Origin of the sequence: Bradyrhizobium sp. LTSP885, assembly GCF_000938305.1 — a bacterium.
Taxonomy (GTDB): Bacteria; Pseudomonadota; Alphaproteobacteria; order Rhizobiales; family Xanthobacteraceae; genus Bradyrhizobium.
The window spans coordinates 1-19,137 of record NZ_JYMT01000034.1; the positions used below are offsets into that span (position 1 = coordinate 1).

Below are 19,137 nucleotides of genomic sequence, written 5' to 3' on the forward strand. Positions count from 1 at the left end.
TGTCATTCGGCCTGCAATATTGACCCCCTAAGCCGGGGGATCGGCGTCCAAAATTGACCCCCTACAGGTTGGTCTGTTGCGCTGCCTGCTTTGTAATGAAGCAGGTGGTCGGGGATGCTGGTCGTGGAGACAATTGCCCGGATACGGCGCGAACACTTCATCAAGGGCAAGACGATCAAGGAGATCGCCCGGGACCTGAAGGTGTCGCGGAACACGGTCCGGAAGGTGCTGAGGTCGGGAGAGACCTCATTCGAGTACGAGCGTGTTGTCCAACCGCGGCCGAAGCTGGGACGATGGGCAGCGGAGCTCGACGGATTGCTTGCGGGGAACGCAGCTAAGGCTGCTCGCGAACAGTTGACGTTGATCCGGATCTTCGAAGAGCTGCGCGGGCGCGGCTATGATGGCGGTTACGATACCGTTCGGCGTTACGCCAGGCGGTGGAGCCAAGAGCGTGGGCAATCGACGGCTGCAGCCTATGTCCCGCTGAGCTTTGCGCCTGGGGAAGCCTATCAGTTCGACTGGAGCCACGAGGTCGTCCTGCTCAATGGCGTAACGGTGATCGTGAAGGCCGCCCATGTCCGGCTCTGTCACAGCCGGATGCTGTTTGTGCGGTGCTATCCGCGCGAGACACAGGAGATGGTGTTCGACGCCCACGACCGGGCATTTGCTCTGTTCAAGGGCACCTGCGGACGCGGCATCTACGACAACATGAAGACGGCGGTGGAGACCATCTTCGTCGGCAAAGGGCGTCTCTACAATCGCCGCTTCATGCAGATGTGCAGCCACTACCTGGTCGATCCGGTTGCCTGCACGCCAGCGTCGGGCTGGGAGAAGGGTCAGGTCGAGAACCAGGTCGGACTTGTCCGGGAGCGCTTCTTCACGCCACGGCTGCGGTTCAAAACCCTCAACGAGTTGAACGCGTGGCTGTTGGACAAGTGCATCGCCTACGCCAAAGCGCACCGGCATCCGGAACTGATCGAACAGACGGTCTGGGAGGTGTTCGAAGCTGAGCGACCGAAGCTCGTTCCCTATGCCGGCCGGTTCGACGGATTCCACGCGGTGCCGGCGTCGGTCTCGAAGACCTGTCTGGTGCGTTTCGACAACAACAAATACTCGGTCACGGCCAGCGCTGTCGGGCGGCCTGTCGAGGTTCACGCCTACGCCGACCGCATTGTGATCCGCCAGGACGGGCGCATCGTTGCCGAGCATGCTCGCTCGTTCGGCCGCGGCGATACCGTCTACGATCCCTGGCATTACGTGCCGGTGCTGGCTCGCAAACCCGGTGCCTTGCGCAACGGCGCTCCCTTCAAGGACTGGGTACTGCCGGCCGCGATCGAACGTGTACGGCGCAAGCTCGCCAGCGCCGACGATGGCAATCGGCAGATGGTCGACATCCTCAACGCAGTTCTGACCGACGGCTTGCCGGCCGTCGAAGCCGCCTGCGCCGAGGCGATCACTCACGGCGTTCATTCCGCCGATGTCGTGCTCAACATCCTGGCCCGCCAGCGTGATCCTGCGCCACCGGCCAACATCCTCACCCCGGCTGCGCTGACATTGCGCCATGCCCCGATCGCCGACTGTGCCCGTTACGACAACCTCAGGAGAACCATCTGATGGAACGTACTCAACTGTTCGACCTCATGAGCGAGCTCAAGCTCTACGGCATGAAGGCCGCCTTCGATGAGATCATGGCGACCGCTGTCAAACGCCAGCACGAACCTCAACGCATTGTCGGCGACCTGCTCAACGCCGAGATCAACGAGAAGCAGGCGCGCTCGATCAAGTACCAGCTCACCATCGCCAAACTGCCGCTGGCCAAGGACCTTGAGGACTTCCAGTTCGAGGGCACTCCTATCAACCAGACGCTGGTCAATGATCTCGCCGGCGGCGGCTTCATCGCCCAGCAACGTAACGCCGTCCTGGTCGGCGGTACCGGCACCGGCAAAACACATATGGCCATCGCCATCGCCAGAAGCTGCATCCGATCTGGTGCCCGCGGCCGCTTCTACAACGTAGTCGACCTCGTCAATCGCCTGGAGATCGAGACCCGCAATGGACGGCAGGGTCGCATCGCCGAGCATCTGACCCGGATGGACTTCATTGTCCTCGACGAACTCGGCTACCTTCCGTTTGCTCAATCCGGCGGCCAGCTACTGTTCCATCTCGTCAGCCGGCTCTACGAGCGCACGTCGATCGTCGTCACCACCAACCTATCCTTCGGGGAATGGCCCAGCGTATTTGGCGACGCAAAGATGACCACCGCGCTGCTCGATCGTCTGACTCACCATTGCGATATCGTCGAGACCGGCAACGACAGTTGGCGCTTCAAGAGCCGCGACGACGATCACGCAACCCGCGCTCGCACCGTCTCCGCAACCCCGACCAGCTCCGACGGCGCGAGCGCTACCGCCAAAACCCGTCGCCCAAAGGGGTCAAAATTGGACGCCGATGCGGGGTCAAATTTGAACGCCGATTGACAGTCATGGCGGGGGACGAGAACGCGTGCGCCTTCTGCGAGGACGGCCTGACGAAGTGCGAGATGTGCTCGGAGCCGCTGACGCCGTTCAACGTCGCCCCCGACAGCGACCGTATGTGCGACTATTGCGCCCACGTCCTGTCGGAGGATTGACGCGGCGGCCCGTTGGGACCGATCAGCCTATCTGAAGCGGCCGAGATAGTCGCCGATGGTGTCGTTGATGAAGGCACGGAGCTCGGCCCTCTCGATCACCCAGGCAGGGACCGCTGGGCCGCCGCCGGCGGCCTCGACGATGAACGTGCTTTCGATCAGACCCATCTTCCGGATCCGATCCATGACCCAGTTCGGCACGCCGTCCGCCGGCATGTTGTGGCTGGGCGAACCGTCCCTGTGCAGGATGGCGTAGTCGTTACCCTTGAATCTGATGTGCGTGTGCGTCGTGGTCGGGTCGTGATGCGTGCGGTCCTGCCGGACGCTCCACTTCTTGTCGATGTCCCAGGTCTTGCCGCCTTCGATCAGGTAGGCGGCGTTCTTCGCGGCTTGCGCGTCCCCGTAGTCGTAATAGACTAGGACCTGCGGCCGGGCGCGACGGGCCATGAATTCCTTGAACGACATCATGAGGCGTGCGGCTCGGAAATCTTTCGGAAATTGTCGTGACGCGCATCCTTCGACCGACCGATGCGCACCGTATCCCGAAGGTTAATGGCGGCGGGCCTCCACCGCAATCAGCGTTCGACTCCGCCGACGCGTTCGCAGGTCGATCGGGCGGAATTTTGGTCCCAGGCCGCCGTTTCGCCCGCTTCGTCGTATAGTCGGGACCATACGGCCGCCCGGCGGCCGTCGTTCGCCTCAACATTCCCGGTCGACCATGAACGGGCCTCAACGGCCCAAGCGCCGCCATCACCACGTCTGGCAGAACTACCTCCGCCCCTGGACCAGGGACGGCGATGACCGCGTCTTTCCGAGCGGCACTCGCGTGCTCGCCGTGCAAACGGACTTCTACAAGCTGCAGCGCCTGACGCCTCAAGACCTTGCGCTGCTCAAGGTGCTTTTCGGGCAAGGACGGCCGTCGGCGGTCCGGACGCACGGCAGCTTGGTCGCAATGCTGATCGGGCCGTTCGAACTGGCGGAGCCGTTCCGCGGAAGCCCGAACTGGCCCAAGATCGAAGCGCAGCTCGACGAGCACGCGTCGAACGTGCTCGAAGACTATCATGCGAGCATCGAATCCTCATTTGCGCCAGCGCTGGAGCGCGCGCTCGCCGGTGACCTCGGCTTCTACACCGACGACGCGGAGTGCATCACCTTCCTCAACTTCCTCTGCACGCAGTACATGCGGACCCGAGGCATCAAGGAGCGCACGCTCGAGCTGAGTCCTTTCCTCGAGCGTGTGTGGAACGTCATGATTCACATCACCGCGACGGAGGCGGAGTTACGGTGACACTCAATTGATTTGCTCCGCCCGCGCTCCGCGCGGCCCGCAGGCGGCGGGGCCTGTAGCTCAATGGTTAGAGCCGGTCGCTCATAACGGTCTGGTTGCAGGCTCGAGTCCTGCCGGGCCCACCAGCCTTCGCTCGCTTCGCGAGCTACGGCTAGGCAAGCCACGTGATTTCTATCGTAGCGAAGCGAGTGAAGGCTGCCACGCCGGAGCAGGCGCGCCCCTCCCCTCACCTCAACGACCCGAGCTGAGCTGCTCGATCAGGTCCAGGCGCTCCTTCATGGGATCGGGACCGCATGTTATTCCGGAGTTGGAGATCATCAGCAGGTCGTCCCGCTCGGACTGGGGGCGCCACGCCGGCAGGCTCGCGCCGTTCGGATCGCCATATCTCGCAAAGTTGGTCCAGTAGGTGCGCATCGTGTTGGAGACCTCACGGTCCCTGTGGCTGTACGGTCCGGAGCGAACGCCGAGTGTGCCGAAGACGAATCGCACTTCCTGCCCATCCTCGCCTGCTTCGGGCGGGTCTGCCCGGTCCGGGACGTAGTCGAACAGATATCTGTAGGTGACGGAGCCGTGCCCGGCGTGGCTGCGCGCCACGAATCGCGTCGGCTCTGAAAACATCCAGTCCGTGCGGAGTCGCGCAGGCGCGTCCTTCTGCCCGGAGGAATCGGGAGCAAGCCCGCTCGTCATCGGCAACAGCTGCTGCAGCAGCGCGGCGGGCATGCTCTGCGTATCAGGCGCGTACGGAAAGCCGTTGCTGCCGATCAGTAAGGGAATGTGCTGCTCGTGACCGGCCGCGATCGCATCCTGGAGCTGTTCGTCCACTGAGGTGCCGTCGATCGTATAAGCGGGCCGAAGGGCGGGATCCTTCGCCAGCTTCCCCTGCATGGCGAGAATTTTTTGCAGTTCCGATTGCCGCATCTCGAGCTGGCTGACGCCGAGCGCCTGCGCGAAGGCCTGCGCCGCGCTCTCTGCGGCGTTGCGATCGCGCGCAAGCTCCCGGAACGACGCGGACTGGATGATCGCCTTCTGGAACAGCCCGGTTGCGCGCCGCGAGGCCATCAGCCTTGCCACCGCGGTCGCGCCCGACGACGAGCCGAAGATCGTGACGTTGTCGGGATCTCCGCCGAAGGCGTTGATGTTGTCGTGAACCCAGCGTAACGCCGCGATCTGGTCCTTCATGCCGTCATTGCCGATGCCATCGTCCTCGTCGTCCTTCGACAAGCTTCCGCCGGCCAGCCAGCCCAACGCTCCGAGGCGATAGTTGAAAGTGACGACGGCCACCCCGTCTCGCGCCAGCGCGGATCCGTCGTAGAGCGGATCTGCTGCCGTCCCGGAGACGAGCCCGCCGCCGTGGATCCAGACCATGACAGGAAGCCGCTCGTCCATGCGGGCGGGCGTGAAGACGTTGATGGTCAGGCAATCCTCGGAGTTGCCGGCTGGAGCTTCGAAAGCCTGCGGCGATGCTTGCGGGCAGGACGGGCCGAATTTGTTTGCGGTGAGGATCTCCGTCCGCTCGGGGGCCTTGGCCGGCGCGCGCCAACGCGCCGCCCCGGTCGGCGGCGCCGCGTACGGGATGCCCATGAACCTGGCGATGTCGGAATCGGCTATTCCAAGCACTTGCCCTTCCAGCGTGAGGGCGAAGACGAACCGCTCCGCCTGGGCATGCAGGTGGGCGCCTGATATCAACAAGGCGCCGGTTGCAAACACTGGGAACCAGCAAGGCCGCCGCATGACGACTCCACCATGTCAGTTCATGGACTGGGCGCCGCTCAGCGCATCGAATGGTCCACTGTCGGCGACGGCTTGAACCGCAATCACGGGCAAATTCTAAACAGCATATCCTCCGGGGTCCACGCCTTTTGCCTTCTCGAGGCCGCGATGATCTGGCGGCCGCCCGGTCAAGTCTGAAAGCGGAATTGGGTGGGCCAGCCACGGCCGCACTCGTTGTCAACCAGGTGCACTGTCGCCGTGATCACGAGACAGGATGCTTCATCATCCGCGAGTCATCGCGCGAGACCTTTGCCTCATCGCTGCGTTCTCGAGATACACCGTCCCGTCCGGGGCCGAGCTGTCGACGAATTCAGCGACGAATGCGCGCCCGATGTCGTCCTGCTCGATCGTGCCGAAAGAGCCCGGGATCAGACGACCCAACCAGGCCACGTAGCCCGGCGTGTGAACATTGCCAGCGATGATTCCCGGACGAAAAATCGCGAGGCGTTCGAATCCCAGCTCTCGTATGGTGTCTTCTTTCAGTCCCATGACCCGCACATAGCGAATCCTGCTTTTCGCGCTGCTTCCGACGGCCGAGAGCAGAGCAAACCGTACGATGCCGCCGGCCCGACAGCCGCGGGCAAAGCCGCCGACCACGCCGATCTCGAGCGCCTTCAGCTCCTCATCACTCCATTGATTGCTGCCTTTGCCGACGCCAACGCAGGATGCCCCGTAGACAGGATCGCCCTGCGCAACCATGCTTTGCGCAAGCTTCGTCACTTCTGTTGGAAACTGAGCATCCGCCGTATCCAGGATCACTTGCCGCACGCGCCGGTCAGCGGTCGGAGAAGCCCGGCGATTGACCATCACGACTTCGGCACAGGACGGCTCCACAGCCAGCGCACGCGCCACCGCTGCTCCGACCTGCCCCGTGCCGCCGATGATCAGGACGCGAAATGCCACTCCGAGCCTCCTCTAGGCCGTGCGCGGCAGAATTGGCGAAGACATCGCGCTTCAATGCCGGTTCTGCTCATACAGCACCCGCACGCGAATAGTGCCGTCAATGCCCTTCAGCTCGGCCAGCAGATCCTCGCCCTCGCCACCGACGACGTCGGTCTCGAGCACGACGTAGCCGACTTCCGGATCGGTTTGCAGGTATTGCGCCAGGATGTTGATGCCGTGGCGGGAGACCGCGTCGTTGACCTGGCGCATCACGCCTGAAACGTTGCGGTGGACATGGATGAAGCGCGTGCCGGTCGGCCGTGCCGGCAGTTGCACCTGCGGAAAATTCACCGCGCCGAAGGTCGAGCCGACATCGGAATAATCGATCAGCTTGCGGGCGACCTCGCCGCCGATGCGATCCTGCGCCTCTTCCGTCGAACCGCCGACATGCGGCGTGAGGATCACGTTGGGCAGGCCCTGCAACGGCGAGACAAAGCGATTTTGGTTCGACGCCGGTTCGACCGGAAACACGTCGACCGCGGCACCTGCCAGCCGGCCCTCGCGCAGCGCGCTCGCCAGCGCATCGAGATCGACCACGGTGCCGCGCGAATTGTTGATCAGATGAGCCTCCGGCTTCATCCGCCGAAGCTCTGCCGCGCCGATCATGTTGGCGGTGGCCGGCGTCTCCGGCACGTGCAGTGAAACGACATCGCTGGTCGCGAGCAGTTCATCCAGCGTCTCGACCGGCTCGGTATTGCCGTGACGCAATTTGTCGGTGTGATCGAAATAGATCACGCGCATGCCCATGGCTTCGGCGAGATTCGACAATTGCGAACCGATGTTGCCGTAGCCGACGATGCCCAGCGTCTTGCCGCGCACCTCGCGGCTGCCTTCGGCGGACTTGTCCCAGCCGCCGGCATGAGCGGAGATCGACCGTGGAAATATCCGGCGAAACAGCATCACGATCTCGGCGATGGTCAGCTCGGCCACGCTGCGGGTGTTGGAGTATGGCGCGTTGAAGACGGGAATCCCCAGGCGTCGCGCGGCATCGAGATCGACCTGATTGGTGCCGACGGAAAAGCAGCCAACCACCAGCAGCCGGTCCGCAGCCTCCAGGACCTCCGGGGTCAACTGGGTCCGTGAGCGGATTCCCAACATATGAATCCCCGAAAGCGCCTGCTTGAGTTCGCCAGGTCCCAGCGCCTTGGGCAGACGTTGCAGCTCGGTATAGCCATTGGTTTCGAACATCCGGACTGCGGAATCGTTGACGCCCTCCAGCAGCAGGACGCGGATCTTGGTTTTGGGGAGAGACAACATCGTCGAGGTCAGCCTTCGTCGTAGCAGGGGGTCGCTCCCGCAAGAGCTACCACGCGCAATCCCGATCGGCCACGTGATAATATGGAGCAATTTCGCTTAGGGCTGTCGCAATCGGCTGACCCGGCTCACCGGGCCTTGCGTGCGTCCTCGAGGCGCGGATCGAACGCAAACTCGATCCGTACTCCGCTCGGCTCCCGCACGATGAAATGGATCTTGGGGCCGGCACCCGAAGGTTCCGGACCGAATTCGACGACGACGCCAGGCCAGCTCGATACCCGCCTGTAGAGGGTATCGAGGCCGATTTGATCGACGACGGCGAGGGCCAAATGATGCAATCCGACGTTGGCGCGCCGATCGAACGGAAGCGCTTTGCCGGGCGATTCGACCTGCCACAGCGTCACAACATCGTGTCCATCGGATACAAACACCGCGGGATAATCCGCCCGCTCGCCAACGACCCGCCATCCAAGGCAATCGCAAAAGAATTTTCGCGTGCTGACGAGATCGCGAACGCTCAGCCCAACGTGGTCGACACCGCACGTGTCGGTTTTGAATTCGTCTGTCATGAGCCCTCCAATAGGCTATCGGGTTGGAAGCGATTTGAGCAGCGACTTGAGCAGTGACTTGGCCGTCTCCGTGGCCCGGTTGATGGCGTTCCGATCGCGATAAACCCTCGAAACGACGAAGCCGCCCTGCACGACAGTTATGAGCATCAGCGCAAGCTCGTCGGCGTCGAAGCGCTTTGCAATTTCGCCGTCGGCCTGAGCTTCGCGCAGAGCTCCTGCAAGGATGTTCTGGAGTTCGCGGAAATAGCGTTCGACGGGCTTCCGCAACGAGGCCTCGGCGATGGACGCTTCAGCGGCAAACCTGCCCATCCTGCAACCTTTGAGGCCGTCGCGGGAAACGTCGAGATAGCGGAAGACACGATCCAGGGCAGAACCGTCCGTTCCCACGGTCTCGCGCGCGAGTTCGCGCATTTCATCGGACACCTCACCAAGAGCCACGGACGCCAGGTCCATTTTTCCCTTGAAGTGATGATAGAGGCTGCCTTGCCCCGCGCCGCTTTCTTCCAGCAGGTCGCGCGGACTCGTGGCCTCATAGCCACGTTCCCACATCAGTTTCTTGGCCGCCTTAACCAGCTCACCCTTCGCCTTCATGACATCCTCAAGATCGCATCGAATCAACCGAACGTGATTATATTTTGTACCTACTAGTATGTACTAGACAAGCGCGATTAACGGATATCAGCCATGTTTTCGGACCGCAACGGCCGTCTTCGCAGAAACAGTAAGGAGAGAGCGATGTTAAATCTAACCCGCCGCAACGCGCTGTTGACCGCTGCATGTGCAGGAGCAGCATTCGGCCTGCCCAGGCCGGTCTCGTTCATCGAGGCTGCGCTCGCCCAGAAGGGACCGGAGGCTGGCAAGGGCTTCCGCCCGTTCAAGTTCGGCAAGGTCCAGGGGTTCATCCTGAACGATGGCGTTTGGGAGAAGCCTCACGATCCCGGGTTTATCAAGGACGTGTCTGTTGAGGACACCAAGGCCGCACTGGCTGCCGCCGGGATCGCGAACGACGTCGTGCCTATTCCGTTCAACGTCACCCTGGTCAAGCTTGGCAACGAAACGGTTCTGTTCGACGCCGGCACGGGCGGTCAGTTTCAGCCGACAGCCGGAGCGATGATCGCCAATATGGCGGCAGCCGGTATCAAGCCGGAACAGATCACGAGGGTGATCGTTTCGCATTTCCATCCGGACCATGTTTTCGGGCTTATGAGCAAGGCTCCAGACAACACGCCGACATTCCCGAACGCCGTGGTTTACGTGCCGAGCAACGAGTTCAAGTTCTGGATGGATGAGAGCATCTTCGCCAAGCTCCCTGAAAAGCAGCATGGCCTGCCCAAGAGACTTCAGGCGATGTTCCCACTGCTGAAAGACAAGCTGAAACAGTACGAGTGGGACACCGAAATCATTCCAGGCATCCGCTCCATCGCCGCACCGGGCCACACGCCGGGCCACACTGCATTCCATGTCGCGTCAGGCAACGAGCAGCTGATGGTGCTGAGCGACACGACGAATATGCCTGCCCTGTTCGCAAAGCACCCGAATTGGCACGGCGTGATCGACGCTGATCCAGTCTTGCCGAGGCGACGCGGCGCAAACTGTTCGACCGTGTCGTGGCCGACAAGGCACTCGTGACCGGCTACCATTTCCCGTTCCCGGCCGTCGGCAAGATCGTGACGGACGGCGCAGGCTACACCTTCGTGCCTGCTGCATAGTCAGGCACGACGAACACGGAAACGGCCATCGTCATCGGTGGCTGTTTTCAATAGTTAGAGCCCGCCGCTCATGACGGTCCGGTTGCCGCGATGCGGCCTGGCCCGTTTCGAGAGGCGCAGGAGTTCTTCGGTGAATCGCTCAATGTCATCATCGGTCGAATAGATATGGGGTGCCACGCGCGCGATCTTCTCAAGGCCTCGCGCTTCGAGTTCCCATCGGGCATAGTTGCGGCCAACAGACCCGATCGCGATGCCGCGCGATGCCAATTCGCTCACAATCGTATCGACGGACAGGAACGCATGCTGGAACGTCAGGAATGCCGCGTCGGCCGCCTCGCCTTCGAAGACGGTGAGGCCGTCCGCGTCGCGCAGGTTTGCGGCCAAACAGCGTAACTTTTCGCTGTTGTGTGCGCGGACATTCACAAGGCCGATTCGATTCAACTCCCGGAGAGCCGCCCCCAAACCAAGGCGACCGGCCGCGGAGAATTCCCAGGTCTCGAAGCGTCGTGCATCCTCCCACAAGCGGAAACTGTCGTCCGGGCACCAGCTGCCAGCCCCCTGGTCGATGATGATCGGCGGCCTCAGAAGGCGCAACGCCCGATCCGATAGCGCCATCATCGCCTGCCCGCGACCACCCCTGAGCCACTTCCGACCCGGCGCGACCAGGATGTCGGCTGACGTCCCCGGCAGCGTCAGCTCGAATTGACCGATGGCCTGTGCGCCATCGACAAAGCAGAGGCAGCGATCCGGCCGAGGAATGGCGCCGAGCGCCTCGACAGGCTGGCGCAATCCAGAACTGCTCGCAACCGCCGATGCACAGATCGCGACCGTGCGCTCATCGACCAGTGCCGCGACCTCCGCGACGTCGATCATCCCCTCCCCGGTCATCGGCAGTCTGACCACCTCTGCCCCCGTACAGATTGCACGCTGCAGGGCGTTGAGAATGTTTCCGCCCCAATCGTTCCGTGCGATCAGGATGCGATCCCCACGCTTCAGCGACATCGATGCAAAGGCAAGCGCCCAGAGCCGGCTTGCCTGCTCGGCAAAGGCAAGATGCGTCGGGGCGACGCCCATCAAGCGCGCCGCCAGGGCGCGCGTCTCGTCGAGGGCATCCCGCGCGTCGGCCATCGCCCAGTGCACGCCGCGTCGCGCTTCGAGATCGAGGTGAGCCTTGATGGAAGCGACGACACCCTCAGGCATCAGCCCGGCGGCAGCCGCGTTCAGGTAGATAAAAGCGCCGCTCTCGCCCTCTGCTGCCGGTACGCCTCGCCGGGTGTCCCCTGCGATCATCGCGCGGTCCCGATTGCAGCGATGACGTCGATCTCGACCGGGGCGCCGCGCGGAAGTTCGGCCACGCCCACCGAGGTTCGCGCGTGCCGACCTCTGCTGCCAAGACGGGCAACGAATATTTCCGAGGCGCCGTTCATCACCTGCGACTGCTGCACGAAACCGGGCGCGGACGCGACGTAACCGGTGACCCGGAGAATCTGTTCGACCCGGTCGAGACCGCCGACGGCGTCCGCAAGTGCCGCCAGACACAGTTCGGCGCAGATGGCTGCAGCCCGCTGCGCCGTCGCGAGGTCGATCTCGGCGCCGACTTTGCCGCTGAAGAGCAGCTCATCGCCACGACGTGGCAATTGCCCACTGACATAGGCAACGCCGCCGTGAACGACGACCGATACGTAGTCGCCACCCGGTTGGTTCGCCTTCGTTAGATTCGCAGCCATGGCCGTCTCTTTCAGTGATTGAGGATTTTCGACAGGAATTGCTTCGCACGCTCGGAGCCTGGATTGGCAAAAAACCGTTGCGTTTCGACGTCCTCGACGATCTGTCCTTGATCCATGAAGATGATGCGGTTGGCGACGCGGCGCGCGAAGCCCATCTCGTGCGTCACGACGATCATGGTCATTCCGTCGCGCGCCAACTCCGTCATCACGTCGAGCACCTCATTGATCATTTCGGGGTCGAGGGCCGACGTCGGCTCGTCGAATAGCATCACGAGCGGATCCATCGCAAGGCCGCGCGCGATCGCCACCCGCTGCTGCTGGCCGCCGGAAAGCTGAGCTGGATAGGCGTCTGCCTTCCCGGCAAGGCCGACGCGCTTCAACAGCGCCATCGCCTTCGCCTCGGCTTCGGCGCGAGCGCGACCCAACACCTTGATGGGCGCGAGCGTGATATTGTCGACGACCTTCAAATGGGGATAGAGCTCGAAATGCTGAAACACCATGCCGATCCGGCGGCGCAGCCTGGTCAGATCGGTCGTGCTGTGGCCAAGCTTGATGCCGTCGACCGTGATCGAGCCGGCCTGGAATGCCTCCAGGCCGTTAACGCAGCGAATCAGCGTGCTTTTGCCGGACCCGGACGGTCCGCACACGACGACGACCTCGCCCTTGCCGACGTCAACAGAACAATTCTTCAACACTTCGAAACTGCCGAAGCGTTTCGAGACTCCGTTCATCGAAATCATGGTGGGCTGCACGCGCGGTGCGACCGCGGTGGGAATTCTGACGGTCAGGGCACTGATCATGCGACGGTCATCCGGTCTTGAAGCCGCTTCACCACACGAGAGGCCGAGAAGCAGATCACGAAGTAGACAAAAGCAGCGAACAAATAGAGCTCGATCAGGCGGGCCTCCCGATTTGCCACGATGCCCACCGATGTCATGAAGTCGTGGAGCCCGATGACGTAGACCAGCGAGCTATCCTGGAACAGCGCAACGCTCTGGGTGAGCAGGACAGGTGTCATGCGGCGCAAGGCTTGCGGCAGGACCACATAGCGGTAGGCCTGCATTCGGCTCATGCCGGTCGCGAGCGCCGCCCCCATCTGGCCCTGCGAGATGCCCTGGATGCCGGCGCGCATGATTTCGGAATAGTAAGCGGATTCGAACAGGGTGAAGGCGATCAGGGCGGAGGTGAACGTACCCACCGGCCGCCCGATGAACAGCGGCACCAACAGATAGAACCAGAAGATCACCATGATCAGCGGGATCGAGCGCAGCGCGTTGACATAGCAGGCGGCGACTGCGGCAAGCGGACGCGACGCCGACAGGCGCACGACAGCGATCAGCGTCCCGAGCAGAATGCCCCCCGCCATCGCGAGCGCCAGCAGAAGGAAGCTGGTCTGCAATCCCTGCCAAAGGAATGGCCAGGCGTGACTTATGACGCTCCAATCGAGATACCGCATGCTCAGCCCCGCGCCAGGGTACCGGGAATCGTGGCCTGTCGTTCGACGACACGCATTCCGGTGATCACACAGAGCGTCAACATGGCATACAGGACGGTCGCCGCCGTCAGAGCCTCGATACCCTGGAAGGTATTGGCCTCGATCTGGCGGCTCTGGCCGGTCAACTCCAAAACGCCAATAGTCAGTGCCAGCGACGAGTTCTTGATGATGTTGAGGGCTTCCGATGTGAACGGCGGCAGCACGTTGCGCGCTGCGAGGGGCAGCAGAATGTAGCGATAGGCCTGCGCGGTGGTCAGACCTGAGGCCGCGGCCGTCATCCGCTGACCATGGCCGACCGATTCAATCCCGGCGCGGACCTGCTCGGCGATACGCGCCGCGGTGAAACATCCGAGGCCAACCACGGAGAACCAGTATTCAGGCATTGCCAGGTCACGCTTGACCCAGTGTCCGAGCGAGGCAGGCAGCAGTTCGGGCAGCACGAAGTACCAAAGGAACAGCTGCAGCAGCAGCGGGACGTTGCGGAACAGATCGACGTACGCCGTGCCGATGGCGCGGGCCATCCGGCTGGGTAGCGTGCGCATCACGCCAATGGTGCAGCCGATCGCGAGCGCGATGATCCACGCCGCTCCAGCAACCAGGAGCGTCCATTTCACGCCCGCGAGCAGCCATCCGAAATATGGCTCAACGAACAGAATGTTCCAGTTCCAGCGATATTGCATCGAATGCCTGCTCGGAAAGGCGGAGCCCAGTTCGGGGGACGAACGTATGTTCAGCGCGGCAAGGCTTGAACCCGGAAGGCGGCCAAAAGCTCGCCATCGATCTTCAAACCGAGCGGATCGAACCATTTGGCATAGATCTTCTCGGCCTCTCCCGACCGGAACGCATCGGCGAAGGCCGCGCGCACCAGCAAAGCAAAATCCTGATCGCCGCGCTGCATCATCGCACTATAGGGGTCGTAGGTGAGCAGGCGCCCGACGACCGCAAGCGAGCCGGCCGGCCTCGCCTTGTTCGCGGCGTAGACCTTGATCTGCACGCCATCCGCGACGAACGCGTCGACGCGGTCATTCTCGACCAGCAGCCCGCCCTCGGGAAGGTCCTTCACATAGATCAGCTCGATGCCGAGTGCCTTCTCGTCATTGAGCTTGCGGACCACCGCCTCGTTCGACGATCCCTGCAGGGCGGCAACGCGCTTGCCCTTGAGATCTTCGATCTCCCTGGTCGCTGACGCTGTTTTCACCAGCAGCTGCGTGCCGGTGACGTAATAGATCGGCGAGAACTCGACCTGCTCCTGGCGAGCCAGGAAATTCGATGTGGTCCCGCATTCAAGGTCAACCGTTCCGTTGGCGACAAGTGGAATTCGATTGGTCACGTTGATCGGCGTGAACGTCACCTTGAGATCAGGCTTGTTCAGTCGCTGTTCCACGGCATCAACCACCTTCAGACAGAGATCGATGGAATAACCTTCGACCTGCTGCTTGTCGTTGATGTAGGAAAACGGCGCCGAGGCATCGCGATGGCCAATGTTGATGGCGCCACGTTCCAATATCCGTTTGAGAATGACGCTGTTGCCGGGCCCCTGCTGCGCCGGAGGCGTTGCCGCGGAAGCCGCGGTGACCAGGCCCGCCGCGATTGCGATCGATGCCAATGTCGCCACACCGAATTTGCCCAGTCTCATTGGATGCCTCTCCCGCCCGGTCAACCCGTAGGGACCCTACGTCGCAGGCGCTGAGGATGGCCAATGCGAATGCGCGCGGATGCGATGCGGAATCAGCATCGGCGCATCGGCGGAAACCAGCTATGGTGGTCGCCAGCAGAGATGACCGGAGGGCTGCAGTCGTGCTCGATGTCCGTTGGCTTGAGGATCTGGCTGCCGTAGCGGGGACCAAGAACCTGACGCGGGCCGCCGAGTTGCGCGGTATCAGTCAATCCGGGCTGAGCCGCCGGCTGCAATCGCTCGAGCACTGGGCCGGCGCACCACTGCTCAACCGCGGCAAATCTCCCGTCGAATTGACCGAGGCGGGCTTGCAACTGCTGGCCACGGCGAACGATGTGATAGGACGGCTGAATGCCACCCGACGCACCTTGAGGGAGGACCAGGACAAAGCGACGCGCAGCGTCCGCTTCGCAGCCCCCCATTTGTTGTCCGTAACGTTCTTTCCGAAGTGGCTGCCGCAGATTCAAAAGGCAATTGGATCGACCCGCTTGACGATCCTGTCCGACAACCTCCCGGGATGCTGCGAAGCATTTGACGACGGTGCCGTCGATTTCGTTGTCTGTTACATGGATCAATCCGACAGGCTGAATTCGGCCGGTGAGAGGACGCTGTCAATCTCGACATGCCAATGGCTGACGATTGGCCGAGAGAAGCTCGTACCGTTGTCAGCCGTCGACGACGACAAACAGCCGATGCATGATCTGGCGCGAGAACCGCGTCGTTCGATCTCCTATCTCGGGTACAGCAGCGAATGCTCGCTCGGCTGGGCGGTCGACCAGAAGCTGGCCGATGTGACGGGTCTGCCTCAGCTCAATCGCATCTATGAAAACTCATTGGCCGATGGACTGCGGTCGATGGCCTTGTCCGGGCTCGGCGTCGCCTGGCTGCCGCTGACCACGACCCATCAGGATATCCTCCGCGGTCGTCTCGTTCGCACGGGGTTGCCGGAACTGGATGTCGATCTCGACATCCGCATCTATCGGCCGCAACGACGGCTCAGCCGGCGGGCGGAAGAGCTCTGGTCACACCTCGTCACCACCCGCTCGGTGGTCGAACTGCCGGAGCTTGCTTCCAGCGTTCACAGCGGGCGCCATGGGGTTTGATTGGCGGCTTCCGGCATATGGCATTCGCGGCTTCTGCAACTGACATGTCCACGTCGTCATGGCCGGGACAAGCCGGGGAACGTGGGCTGATAGCCATATGTGATAGCCTGCCTCCGCAGGGGCGCACTGCCAAAATATCGAAAACAACCCCATGCAAAGTAAGCCGGCGGTTGCCGGCGTTCGACACGACAACTTGACATGTCGTGCAAACCAGCGGTATTATTCCATTATACCGAAATTGTGTAAACGCCCCTCGCCCCGGACTATCGCATATGGCGTTGGGCGGACTTCTGCAGCAGACGTTTCCACGTCGTCATCGCCGGGCTATGGGACGTGGCCGTAGCCACGATTGCCCTGCGGTCTACCGCACCACGTCACCCGCACAGCAAAGGCCCCCACGCACTGGCGCCCACCGGCCAGTGCCGTGGTTGTGAACCGGGCTTTGTGGCCCGGTTCACAAGCCTTGCGCGGCAATCTCGTGGTAGAATGGTTGACAAACACAATCTAGGAGAGAGTACGCCATGAAGTCCGTTACCCGCATTTTGGCTCATGCGTCATTGGCCGCCGCGCTCGTTGGGTCTTCCTCGATTGCCGCTCTGGCGGCCAAAGGGAAGGACTTCCCGGGAACCACGAGCACCTGCCAGGGATGCGCCCCCGGAGGACACGACGGGTGACTGCGCCAGCGTATGCTCGGACAAGACGGTGTGGTCCGAACCTCATGACTACTGCAAGGCGAAAGCGTTGACGGTGACGCGAAGCGACTTGCGCGCCGCGATGGGCCTCATTGGCCTCAATAGCGCCGCTCTCGCCCGATCGTCTAACGTCAGCCCGGCGACCATCAATCGCTTGCAAGCCATCGGCCGCAAGGCCGCACGTGCAGACACGGCGACTATCGATAAGGTTGTCAAAGGGCTGGAGGCGAACGGAGTCCAGCTCACCGAAGATGGCGTCAGCCTGATCCAGAAGCCGCTGCCATGAAGCAGGCCGAAGGGCATCGTACGGCAGGCCGCGATTGCCCGTGCCGGGCCATTTCGGACCAAAGCACGATGACGGTCCAGCCGCGTCAAGCCCACCGGTGCATCAAACGATCGGTCGGTGTTATTCATTGCGCCGCTGAATCCCTTCATCAGCAGTGATGCTCCGCGAGACCAACTTGAGACGCAACTTACGTTGAACAAGAACCCAACGTCTGCTTCCGATTCGAACTCGAGATGCGCGGTGATCGAGAATCGAAGAACATCTTGCCCGATCGCGGCGGTCATGTCGGGTCGACTCGCGTTCTCAGCAAATCGAGGGGACACCCGGAGAAACAAGTCGGCTAAACCCCTGGTCCACAATCGAGGGCTACTTCAGCTTCTTGGCCGACAAGGTGTGATATGCTACGAATAGCTTGCGGCAGCGCCCCTGGCAGACCTGCCACGAAAGCGCCGACCGACACAACAACGGGACCCAGGCAGACCCGTTGGAACGAGATAGTCCAGATCACTCACCAAAGAACTCGGCAGGCGGATGGAAACGGAGTTTCGGTGAAAGCAAAAGTCATCTCTTGCGTTTCGATAGCGTTCGTTTGCATGGTTATCGGCTTTGCCAACCAGGCCGCAGCCGGAGTTTTGATAACTGCAGAAGAGGCAAAGCTGCCGACGAATGCCATGTCGCGGCGCGGCGTCTTTCTTGGTCCAACTATCGAAATAATATCCCCTCGATCCGACCTCGGTCCGCTAAGATCGCCGATACGGCTTGTTTTGAGATTTCGAAGCCATGGCGGAGCGAAGGTCGACTTGAATACGCTAAGCGTAACGTACCTGAAAAAGCCGACCATCGATCTATCCACGCGCGTCGCTCCTTTCGCGACCGCAGAAGGCATCAACATGCCGGATGCGGAGGTTCCTCCGGGAAGCCACAGACTATGGGTCGATATTGAAGACACGAACGGTGAAATTGGCTCGGTCGAACTGACACTTCAAATCGCGGAATAGCGTTCCGACGAAATTCTCAATGTAGTAAAGCCAAAGAGCCGCTTGCGATGGGTCAAGACGGAACCGAAGATCCAGATGTTAAACCTGCGGGGCACGATTCCAAGCCGGAGGCGCCAGGCAAATCCCGTATACTGGTTCTTATGCCGTATCTTTTGCTTCCGATCGTCTTGATCTTGGTTGCGCACTACGTCATCGACATACGGCTCGATACTAGCCTGGCATATTTTCAGGTGATCGTTTTTTGTATCGCGCTCGCTGTTGGATTCTTGCTCTCGTCCCAGGCTAAAATGGCGATCGCTACATCGTTTCTGATAGCGGTCGTTATCACCCTGGCAACTTTGTTGGGCATGTCCGGCACCGTCTGGATCGCGCGGGGAGGAGGCCCCTTCATCCCCACCTCCAGCCGTGAATGGCAAGACGTGATAGACTTTTCGATAAATTTGATTTCAGCGACACTCGCAGGTCATGTCGCGGCGAGCTTTCTTCAGAGCACGTTCCCGTCTTTTGAACCAGGGGATCTGGCGTCAAGAGCCGCCAAATCTCTGGCTCAAAACCCCGCCGCTGCGACCGGCCGAATAAACACCACGGAAAATTTCATAAAGGCACTGACCGCGCTCATACTGGCTGTCGCCGCCTTATACGCCGGGATAAGGCAACTCTTTCACTAAAGGGTCGGCCGCCAACTTCACGAGCAGCTGCTGCAGCTCCGTCGACATGCCCAGCGCGCCAGGCCTGACGACGTGTTCGAGAGACAAACTGCCGACGGCGAATTTCAGCACCAATCTGCTCTCCCGTTGCCCGATTGGCCGATCGGATCTGCTTCTAGAACGTTTTCGAGCGAAGTGGATACCGGTTCGCGTGAAGAAAACGCGTCAACACAAGAATCTAGAGTCCCGTTCCGATTCCATCGGAACGGAAAGGGCTCTAGACAAATGCTGTCAAGACACCAGGAATTGGCGGCTCACTCGCCGACCCACTGAGGAGATCATTTTGCACCGCGACC

The 19,137-nt window shown here is 61.7% G+C and carries 20 protein-coding genes, 1 tRNA gene and 1 pseudogene; 9 read left to right on the top strand and 13 right to left on the bottom strand.

The features are described from left to right. Window positions 1-114: 114 nt before the first annotated feature. The 3 genes and pseudogenes from istA (at window position 115) to UP09_RS37710 (ending at window position 2,629) form a co-directional block, all read left to right on the top strand. Window positions 115-1,684, top strand: a pseudogene (gene istA, locus UP09_RS20785) (IS21 family transposase). Then, a complete protein-coding gene (gene istB, locus UP09_RS20790; protein WP_044536175.1) occupies window positions 1,614-2,477 on the top strand; it encodes an IS21-like element helper ATPase IstB in 864 nt (287 codons plus the stop codon). Before istA ends, istB begins: the two are co-directional and overlap by 71 nt. A 5-nt stretch (window positions 2,478-2,482) precedes the next feature. Beyond that, complete coding sequence (locus UP09_RS37710; protein WP_156164697.1) at window positions 2,483-2,629, top strand: hypothetical protein; 147 nt, start codon at window positions 2,483-2,485, stop codon at window positions 2,627-2,629. A gap of 27 nt (window positions 2,630-2,656) precedes the next feature. Here the strand turns inward: UP09_RS37710 and UP09_RS20795 are convergent, their stop codons facing one another. Then, window positions 2,657-3,094: a hypothetical protein gene (locus tag UP09_RS20795; RefSeq protein ID WP_044540153.1), complete on the bottom strand. Its 438-nt coding sequence runs from the start codon at window positions 3,092-3,094 to the stop codon at window positions 2,657-2,659. A 250-nt stretch (window positions 3,095-3,344) separates the two neighbouring features. On the opposite strand from UP09_RS20795, the gene UP09_RS20800 reads away from it, so the two are divergent. Beyond that, window positions 3,345-3,914, top strand: coding sequence for a DUF4238 domain-containing protein (locus UP09_RS20800; protein ID WP_044540154.1), 570 nt, complete (start codon window positions 3,345-3,347; stop codon window positions 3,912-3,914). A 49-nt stretch (window positions 3,915-3,963) separates the two neighbouring features. After that, window positions 3,964-4,039: transfer RNA gene (locus UP09_RS20805), tRNA-Ile, on the top strand. Window positions 4,040-4,145: 106 nt separating this feature from the next. Here the strand turns inward: UP09_RS20805 and UP09_RS20810 are convergent. The 5 genes from UP09_RS20810 to UP09_RS20830 form a co-directional block, all read right to left on the bottom strand. Continuing rightward, the gene (locus UP09_RS20810; RefSeq protein ID WP_044540155.1) at window positions 4,146-5,645 is read right to left on the bottom strand and encodes a carboxylesterase/lipase family protein; all 1,500 of its coding nucleotides are present in this window, start codon (window positions 5,643-5,645) and stop codon (window positions 4,146-4,148) included. 261 nt (window positions 5,646-5,906) lie between these two features. After that, complete coding sequence (locus UP09_RS20815; RefSeq protein ID WP_044540156.1) at window positions 5,907-6,587, bottom strand: NAD-dependent epimerase/dehydratase family protein; 681 nt, start codon at window positions 6,585-6,587, stop codon at window positions 5,907-5,909. A gap of 51 nt (window positions 6,588-6,638) precedes the next feature. Beyond that, on the bottom strand, window positions 6,639-7,883 hold the full coding sequence (gene serA, locus UP09_RS20820; protein ID WP_044540157.1) for a phosphoglycerate dehydrogenase: 1,245 nt from the start codon (window positions 7,881-7,883) through the stop codon (window positions 6,639-6,641). Between the two features lie 125 nt (window positions 7,884-8,008). Then, window positions 8,009-8,449, bottom strand: coding sequence for a VOC family protein (locus UP09_RS20825; RefSeq protein ID WP_044540158.1), 441 nt, complete (start codon window positions 8,447-8,449; stop codon window positions 8,009-8,011). A 15-nt stretch (window positions 8,450-8,464) separates the two neighbouring features. Then, entirely contained in the window at window positions 8,465-9,040 is a 576-nt protein-coding gene (locus tag UP09_RS20830; protein WP_044540159.1) for a TetR/AcrR family transcriptional regulator, read from the bottom strand. Window positions 9,041-9,133: 93 nt separating this feature from the next. On the opposite strand from UP09_RS20830, the gene UP09_RS20835 reads away from it, so the two are divergent. Next, entirely contained in the window at window positions 9,134-10,078 is a 945-nt protein-coding gene (locus UP09_RS20835; RefSeq protein ID WP_082070220.1) for an MBL fold metallo-hydrolase, read from the top strand. A gap of 134 nt (window positions 10,079-10,212) precedes the next feature. Here the strand turns inward: UP09_RS20835 and UP09_RS20840 are convergent, their stop codons facing one another. From UP09_RS20840 to UP09_RS20865, 6 genes are read right to left on the bottom strand one after another with little or no spacing between them, the layout of a single operon-like run. Beyond that, the gene (locus tag UP09_RS20840) at window positions 10,213-11,448 is read right to left on the bottom strand and encodes an aminotransferase class V-fold PLP-dependent enzyme (protein ID WP_044540160.1); all 1,236 of its coding nucleotides are present in this window, start codon (window positions 11,446-11,448) and stop codon (window positions 10,213-10,215) included. After that, complete coding sequence (locus UP09_RS20845; RefSeq protein ID WP_044540161.1) at window positions 11,445-11,885, bottom strand: RidA family protein; 441 nt, start codon at window positions 11,883-11,885, stop codon at window positions 11,445-11,447. Before UP09_RS20845 ends, UP09_RS20840 begins: the two co-directional genes overlap by 4 nt. An 11-nt stretch (window positions 11,886-11,896) precedes the next feature. Then, window positions 11,897-12,625 carry an amino acid ABC transporter ATP-binding protein gene (locus tag UP09_RS20850; protein ID WP_156164709.1) on the bottom strand — a complete coding sequence of 243 codons (729 nt, stop codon included), beginning with the start codon at window positions 12,623-12,625 and terminating at the stop codon, window positions 11,897-11,899. A 56-nt stretch (window positions 12,626-12,681) separates the two neighbouring features. Continuing rightward, complete coding sequence (locus UP09_RS20855; RefSeq protein ID WP_044540163.1) at window positions 12,682-13,341, bottom strand: amino acid ABC transporter permease; 660 nt, start codon at window positions 13,339-13,341, stop codon at window positions 12,682-12,684. Window positions 13,342-13,343: 2 nt separating this feature from the next. Next, a complete protein-coding gene (locus UP09_RS20860; RefSeq protein WP_044540164.1) occupies window positions 13,344-14,060 on the bottom strand; it encodes an amino acid ABC transporter permease in 717 nt (238 codons plus the stop codon). A 50-nt stretch (window positions 14,061-14,110) separates the two neighbouring features. Next, entirely contained in the window at window positions 14,111-15,016 is a 906-nt protein-coding gene (locus tag UP09_RS20865; protein WP_044540165.1) for an amino acid ABC transporter substrate-binding protein, read from the bottom strand. A gap of 122 nt (window positions 15,017-15,138) precedes the next feature. Here UP09_RS20865 and UP09_RS20870 point away from each other — a divergent pair, with 122 nt between their 5' ends. Further along, window positions 15,139-16,158, top strand: a complete 1,020-nt coding sequence (locus tag UP09_RS20870; RefSeq protein WP_197082711.1) for a LysR family transcriptional regulator — start codon at window positions 15,139-15,141, stop codon at window positions 16,156-16,158. 722 nt (window positions 16,159-16,880) lie between these two features. Here UP09_RS20870 and UP09_RS37715 read toward each other — a convergent pair. Continuing rightward, complete coding sequence (locus UP09_RS37715; RefSeq protein ID WP_156164699.1) at window positions 16,881-17,420, bottom strand: hypothetical protein; 540 nt, start codon at window positions 17,418-17,420, stop codon at window positions 16,881-16,883. Between the two features lie 264 nt (window positions 17,421-17,684). Here UP09_RS37715 and UP09_RS20880 point away from each other — a divergent pair, with 264 nt between their 5' ends. After that, window positions 17,685-18,134, top strand: coding sequence for a hypothetical protein (locus UP09_RS20880; protein ID WP_156164700.1), 450 nt, complete (start codon window positions 17,685-17,687; stop codon window positions 18,132-18,134). Between the two features lie 47 nt (window positions 18,135-18,181). Beyond that, window positions 18,182-18,802, top strand: coding sequence for a hypothetical protein (locus UP09_RS20885; RefSeq protein ID WP_156164701.1), 621 nt, complete (start codon window positions 18,182-18,184; stop codon window positions 18,800-18,802). Window positions 18,803-19,137 lie beyond the last annotated feature (335 nt).

Coding starts and splice junctions, on each gene's coding strand:
- istB (WP_044536175.1), top strand. CDS start 1,614: ATGGAACGTACTCAACTGTTCGACCTCATGAGCGAGCTCAAGCTCTAC.
- UP09_RS37710 (WP_156164697.1), top strand. CDS start 2,483: ATGGCGGGGGACGAGAACGCGTGCGCCTTCTGCGAGGACGGCCTGACG.
- UP09_RS20795 (WP_044540153.1), bottom strand. CDS start 3,094: ATGATGTCGTTCAAGGAATTCATGGCCCGTCGCGCCCGGCCGCAGGTC.
- UP09_RS20800 (WP_044540154.1), top strand. CDS start 3,345: ATGAACGGGCCTCAACGGCCCAAGCGCCGCCATCACCACGTCTGGCAG.
- UP09_RS20810 (WP_044540155.1), bottom strand. CDS start 5,645: ATGCGGCGGCCTTGCTGGTTCCCAGTGTTTGCAACCGGCGCCTTGTTG.
- serA (WP_044540157.1), bottom strand. CDS start 7,883: ATGTTGTCTCTCCCCAAAACCAAGATCCGCGTCCTGCTGCTGGAGGGC.
- UP09_RS20825 (WP_044540158.1), bottom strand. CDS start 8,449: ATGACAGACGAATTCAAAACCGACACGTGCGGTGTCGACCACGTTGGG.
- UP09_RS20830 (WP_044540159.1), bottom strand. CDS start 9,040: ATGAAGGCGAAGGGTGAGCTGGTTAAGGCGGCCAAGAAACTGATGTGG.
- UP09_RS20835 (WP_082070220.1), top strand. CDS start 9,134: ATGTTTTCGGACCGCAACGGCCGTCTTCGCAGAAACAGTAAGGAGAGA.
- UP09_RS20840 (WP_044540160.1), bottom strand. CDS start 11,448: ATGATCGCAGGGGACACCCGGCGAGGCGTACCGGCAGCAGAGGGCGAG.
- UP09_RS20845 (WP_044540161.1), bottom strand. CDS start 11,885: ATGGCTGCGAATCTAACGAAGGCGAACCAACCGGGTGGCGACTACGTA.
- UP09_RS20850 (WP_156164709.1), bottom strand. CDS start 12,625: ATGATTTCGATGAACGGAGTCTCGAAACGCTTCGGCAGTTTCGAAGTG.
- UP09_RS20855 (WP_044540163.1), bottom strand. CDS start 13,341: ATGCGGTATCTCGATTGGAGCGTCATAAGTCACGCCTGGCCATTCCTT.
- UP09_RS20860 (WP_044540164.1), bottom strand. CDS start 14,060: ATGCAATATCGCTGGAACTGGAACATTCTGTTCGTTGAGCCATATTTC.
- UP09_RS20865 (WP_044540165.1), bottom strand. CDS start 15,016: ATGAGACTGGGCAAATTCGGTGTGGCGACATTGGCATCGATCGCAATC.
- UP09_RS20870 (WP_197082711.1), top strand. CDS start 15,139: ATGGTGGTCGCCAGCAGAGATGACCGGAGGGCTGCAGTCGTGCTCGAT.
- UP09_RS37715 (WP_156164699.1), bottom strand. CDS start 17,420: ATGACCGCCGCGATCGGGCAAGATGTTCTTCGATTCTCGATCACCGCG.
- UP09_RS20885 (WP_156164701.1), top strand. CDS start 18,182: ATGGGTCAAGACGGAACCGAAGATCCAGATGTTAAACCTGCGGGGCAC.